Raw genomic sequence first — 5,421 nt, 5'->3', positions numbered from 1 at the left:
GCAAAGTTACTGCTTAATCATAGGAAAAAGTTAATTATGCAAAACTTATACTTTAGTATTGGTATAAAAGAGAGGAAATAAACGAAAAAATATATTCTGTTATATATTTTGCCCTACCACCAACCGGGGACATTCCTTACTTCGGTTGGCGCAGCAAACCTGAAAGGAAGGTGTGTCCCCAACTGAAAAAGCAAGAGGCAAACCTTCCGCCAAAAATTCCTACAAGCCTAAGCTCTTTCCATATATTGACTGATACGGGTATCTATTCTGATCCGGTCGCCGGTATTAATGAACAAAGGCACCTGTACCACCGCTCCCGTTTCCAGCGTAGCATTCTTGGTCGCACCGGTGGCAGTATCGCCCTTAACTCCAGGCTCCGTATCAACTACCTCCAGCTCTACAAAGTTCGGTAATTCAACCCCGATGATATTATCCTGGAAAAGCAGAATACGTATATTCATATTCTCCAACAGCCATTTAATCCCATCACCGATGGTTTCTTTGCTGATGTTGATCTGTTCAAAATTCTCCGTGTCCATAAAGACATAATCTTCACCGTCATTATACAGATACTGCATTTCCTTATTTTCCAAATGGGCGCGGGGAACTTTCTCACCGCCGCGGAAAGTTTTTTCGACCGAACCGCCGGTTTTTATATTCTTAAGCTTGGCCCGCACGAAAGCAGCGCCTTTACCAGGCTTTACATGCTGGAAATCCACCACCTGGTAAGCCTGACCATCCATTTCAATGGTAACACCTGTCTTAAAATCATTAACCGAAATCATCGTATCCCTCCATGTTATAAAGTAAGTAAACTTTTATCAGTATGGGTGATAACCTCACATCCCCCGTTCCTGACTATAACCGTGTCCTCGATTCGTATACCTCCCCAACCGGGGATATATATGCCCGGTTCAACTGTAACTACCATATTCTCTTCTAAAATAGTATCACAAAACCGTGAAAGTCTGGGAGCTTCGTGAATTTCCAAACCTACTCCGTGTCCGAGGCCATGTCCAAAATAGACATCCAGACCATATTGGGCCAGGCAGTCACGAACCGCCCGGTCTACATCGGAGCACCGCGCACCGGGTTTAACCAGTGATACCCCCAATTGCTGCGCTTCCAGCACCTTCATATATTTATCCCGGCTGTCCGGGGAAGCGGAGCCAATAAACACCGTCCGGGTCATATCCCCGGCATAGTTCTTAAAAAAGCCGCCATAATCCATTGTAAGCATGTCCCCCTGAGCCAGCAGGCGGCTGCCCGGTTTTCCATGCGGCAAAGCGGCATTGGGACCGGCCACTGCTATGGTCTCAAAAGACTCCCTGGCACAGCCATGTTCTCTGAGTTGATAAGCAATATAGCTGGCTACCTGGCGTTCGCTTAGACCCGGTTTAATAAAAGCGGCTGCTTCTTTAAAAACTTCATCACTGATATGGGCCGAATCTCTCAGGCACTGTAATTCGTCTTCATCCTTGACCAGGCGCAGTTCTTCTATCAATTGATTTACCGGAACCGGTTCCCGGCCCAGTTTGCTCTTAATTCCAAGGTAATCGGCATATGTAATATAGTGACTTTCCACCCCGGTGCGGGCCGCCCGGTCTATAAGGGCAAACATGCTGTTAAAATCCGGATGGTTTTCTTTAATCAGTTCCCAATCAGGAGCCTCTCTCTCCACCTGCTCCCAGTAACGGGAATCAGTCACCAGATATTGCCGGGCCGGCGTAATAACCAGTCTGGCATCAGCTCCGGACGTAAACCCGGACAGGTAAAGAATATTCTCGGGTTGAGAAACTATAAATGTATCGATATTATGTTCTGTCATTAAGCTGCGAAGTTTTTCTATACGCTGTTTGATCGTACTACACCTCTAAACTATATATTGTTATACTCTTTCTTATTTTAACCCAGCAGCACGATTGTGAAAATGCTTTTTTACTCAGACTGCTGTTTTCCCTGCAACAGGTTTAGCGCAGACTCCAGTGCCAGACGATAGCCCCAGGCTCCCATGCCCATAATAATTCCCGCCGCCAGGGGAGACAGGAGGGAGTGGCGCCGAAATTCTTCACGGGCATAAATATTGGACAGGTGCACTTCGATAAACGGTATGTCCACCGCTTTCAAAGCGTCGCACAGGGCGATGCTGTAATGCGTCAGAGCGCCTGGATTGATAATGATAAAGTCGACCCGTTTATAGGCTTTTTGAATTTCGTCTACAATTGCTCCCTCATGATTGGATTGAAACAGCTCCAGTTCCACTCCGGCCTCAAGCGCTATCTGTTCCAATTCCGCATTGATCTCAGTCAGGCTCTTAACTCCATATATTCCGACTTCGCGAATTCCCAGCATATTCAGATTGGGTCCGTTAATTACAAGTATCCTGGGCACCAAAATCCCCCCTTAACTTTACTTTCCGCCAATGCTCAAATTTTTCAGACGAATGGTAGATGCACCCCGGGAGCCAAAAAAGCGCAGGTCATTGCCTACCGCGTTTACATCCTGCAGCAATTGTCCCAGATTGCCGGCAATGGTTATGCCCCGCACCGGAAACGTCAGCCGGCCCTTTTCGATCATTATTCCGGCCGCACCGACGGAAAAATCTCCGGAGACCGGATTGGCCGTATGCATTCCCATTACATCAGTAATATAAAATCCCTCTTCAAGGTCGCTTATTAAAGCTTCCGGCCGGTTAGGTCCGGTTATGGTAAAATTAGTAGCACCCACGCCAGGCAGAGCCCTGAATGATGCCCGCTGCGCATTTCCGGTGGATTGCACCCCGTCTTTTTCTGCCGTGTAAGTATCATACAAAAAGCTCCTCAATATCCCATTTTCAATAATAATGTTCCTGCTGCTGGGAACGCCTTCGGCATCAAAAGGAAATGGAATGCCGGCCGGGTCAAGTCCATCATTCACCAGATTAACTACCGGCGCAGCTACTATCTGACCCAGTTTTCCCGCCAGCATGGATTTATTTTTCTGTACGGCACCGGCATCCACCAACTGAGCCAATATGGTCATAAACCGGGCGGTTACTGCCGGCTCCATAATGCAGGGCAAATGTGCGGAAGCAATGCTTCTGGCCCCCAGGCTCCTGCCCGCCCGGATGGCCGCTTCAATCCCCAGCTCCCGCGGGGAAAGGTCGGAAAAGTGCTGGCTGCTTCTCATGGCAAAACCACTCTGGGCATCACCGTCCTCTTCGGCCACCAGATAGATGTGCTGACCGCAATAATTGCCCCGGCCTGCCGCACATATGCCTTCCGTATTCATTATTACACAGATGAATTCATTATCATCATAGGCGGACCGTTCCACTACGGTAACCCGATTATCATGAGCCCGGGCAAAATCCTCCGCCTGCCTGGCCAAAGCTATTTTTTCTTCCACGCTGGCTTCATTTATGCCCTGGTCATAAGTCTCCACCACCGGATAGGTAAACTTTCCACGGGGCAACACATTGTATTTATCGGTCGAGGTATAATCAGCAATGGCAATGGCATGGTCGACGGTCTCACGTATCGCCCGGTCCGACAGGTCACTGCTATAGGCAAAACCAACCCGGCCGGCTTTTATAACTCTGATGCCCATACCCGCCTGTTCGGCCTGCTTCAGGCTCTGCACCTCACCTCCGGCCACCTCCAGGCCCAGCTCCCGTTCATATAACAAAAAAGCTTCAGCCGCGACTCTTTGCTTCGCCGCAACCTCCAGAGCATTTTCCGCCATCTTAATTAAGTTTTCTTCCGAATTATATTCCAAAATGCCCTCACCTTTCCGTAGCAGGCCCTACAGCCCCGACGAAGGAGCGGGCTTCAGAGCCTGGTTTACATGTCATCCTGAACCTTAGTGAAGGATCTTTCCCCTTGCTAACAGGTAAGATCCTTCGGCTTGGCCTCAGGATGACAATTAAATCAATGTCCTTCAGGATTGAATTACGTTCCTCCAACCGTAAGCTCCTTAATGCGAATGGTCGGTTGGGCATCCCCCACCGGTACGCCCTGGCCGTCCTTGCCGCAGACTCCGATGGCAAATCCCAGATCACAGCCCACCCGGTCGATATCCTTTAAAACCCGTGGTCCGTTGCCGGTCAAGGTTGCCCCCCGCACCGGATATTTAACTTTACCATTCTCGATTATATAGCCTTCCTGCACATCAAAGACAAAATCGCCGTTGGTGGTATTAACCTGTCCGCCACCCATCTGTTTAACCAGCAGGGCGTATTTGGTGCCGGCAATTATTTCCGCCGGGTCCTCCGTACCGGATTGAATGAAAGTATTAGTCATACGGGGAACCGGTTTATGCTGATAAGATTCCCGGCGTCCGTTGCCGGTGGACATGCAGCCGTCCTTTAGTGCAGTCAAACGGTCATACATATAATTAACCAGTACCCCATGATCGATTAACACCGTTTCCGCCCGGGGGGTGCCTTCATCATCAAAAGCCCCGCTTCCGTACCGGCCCGGGATAGTTCCATCATCTATCACCGTAACGTTATCCCCGGCCACCTTTTGACCCAGTTGATTTTTATATACTGATAGTCCTTTTTGGACCAGATCCGCTTCCATCCCATGACCGCAAGCCTCATGAACCATAGTCCCGCCGGCTTCGGAGGACATCACCACGGCCATTCTGCCCGCCGGTGCGGGTCGGGCTGTCAGCATATTAACCGCTCGCCCGGCTGCTCTTCGAGCCATTTCATCAAAAGATACCGTATCGATGAACTCCCATCCGGCCACGGCTCCGGTAGATTCATAACCGGTCTGGATAATACCGTCACGGGCTGCAATACAGTTTACTATCAAGCGGAGGCGGGCCATTTCATCTTCTATTAAATCCCCGGCCGAGTTGGCTATCTGGACCTTACGATGGACATCCCCTATAGCTAACGTGACCTGCCGGATCAAATCACTTACTTCTCTGGCCGCCCGATTCGCCGAGTTCACCCGTTTTACTTTTTCCTCCAGACTTACCGTCTCAGGAAACTGGGCAAATTCCAGCTGGATGCGCGGCGCTCTTTTATGTAAACTCAGCCCGTCAGCCGCAATGTCCACTTCCTGATTGGTATGAGCGGCAATTTGAGCCGCCTTTTTAAGTCCGGCTTCAGTCAGATCATTAGTATATACATAAGAGGTTTTACCTGCGTGGACAACGCGTATGCCTGCGCCTCGTTCAATACCGTTATGAATTTTTTCTATTTTATTGTCTTCACAGAAAACATTATTGAGATATTTCTCCTCCACAAATATTTCTGCAAATTGTCCGCCTTTAGCCAATGCCACACCTAGTATCCGGGTCAACAGGTCAGTATCCAGCATAATTAACCCCCTTAAGTATATATTTGCCTACCCTACGGTCTCGGCGTTAGGAACGGGCCTCAGGGCTGGGGCACCCTGCAATGGCCGTAGGCCACAACCACCAACGAAA

General features: G+C 49.4%; 5 protein-coding genes. All 5 read right to left on the bottom strand.

Translation table 11 applies throughout. The features are described 5' to 3' along the window. Positions 1-227: 227 nt before the first annotated feature. Positions 228-785: an elongation factor P gene (gene efp, locus B3W37_RS15685; RefSeq protein ID WP_483176376.1), complete on the bottom strand. Its 558-nt coding sequence runs from the start codon at positions 783-785 to the stop codon at positions 228-230. 14 nt (positions 786-799) lie between these two features. Continuing rightward, positions 800-1,849, bottom strand: a complete 1,050-nt coding sequence (locus B3W37_RS15680) for a M24 family metallopeptidase (protein WP_483176392.1) — start codon at positions 1,847-1,849, stop codon at positions 800-802. An 89-nt stretch (positions 1,850-1,938) separates the two neighbouring features. Further along, a complete protein-coding gene (gene aroQ / locus B3W37_RS15675) occupies positions 1,939-2,391 on the bottom strand; it encodes a type II 3-dehydroquinate dehydratase (RefSeq protein WP_483176375.1) in 453 nt (150 codons plus the stop codon). Positions 2,392-2,409: 18 nt separating this feature from the next. Further along, positions 2,410-3,756, bottom strand: a complete 1,347-nt coding sequence (locus tag B3W37_RS15670; protein WP_483176374.1) for a TldD/PmbA family protein — start codon at positions 3,754-3,756, stop codon at positions 2,410-2,412. A 173-nt stretch (positions 3,757-3,929) separates the two neighbouring features. Beyond that, positions 3,930-5,312, bottom strand: a complete 1,383-nt coding sequence (locus tag B3W37_RS15665; protein ID WP_483176373.1) for a TldD/PmbA family protein — start codon at positions 5,310-5,312, stop codon at positions 3,930-3,932. Between the last annotated feature and the right edge of the window lie 109 nt (positions 5,313-5,421).

The organism is Syntrophomonas sp. UBA5494, assembly GCF_002426325.1.
This window is presented reverse-complemented; position numbering and strand designations above follow the sequence as displayed.

Bases quoted from the DNA above. Each gene is read 5' to 3' on its own strand.
- efp (WP_483176376.1), bottom strand. From the start codon at position 785: ATGATTTCGGTTAATGATTTTAAGACAGGTGTTACCATTGAAATGGAT.
- B3W37_RS15665 (WP_483176373.1), bottom strand. From the start codon at position 5,312: ATGCTGGATACTGACCTGTTGACCCGGATACTAGGTGTGGCATTGGCT.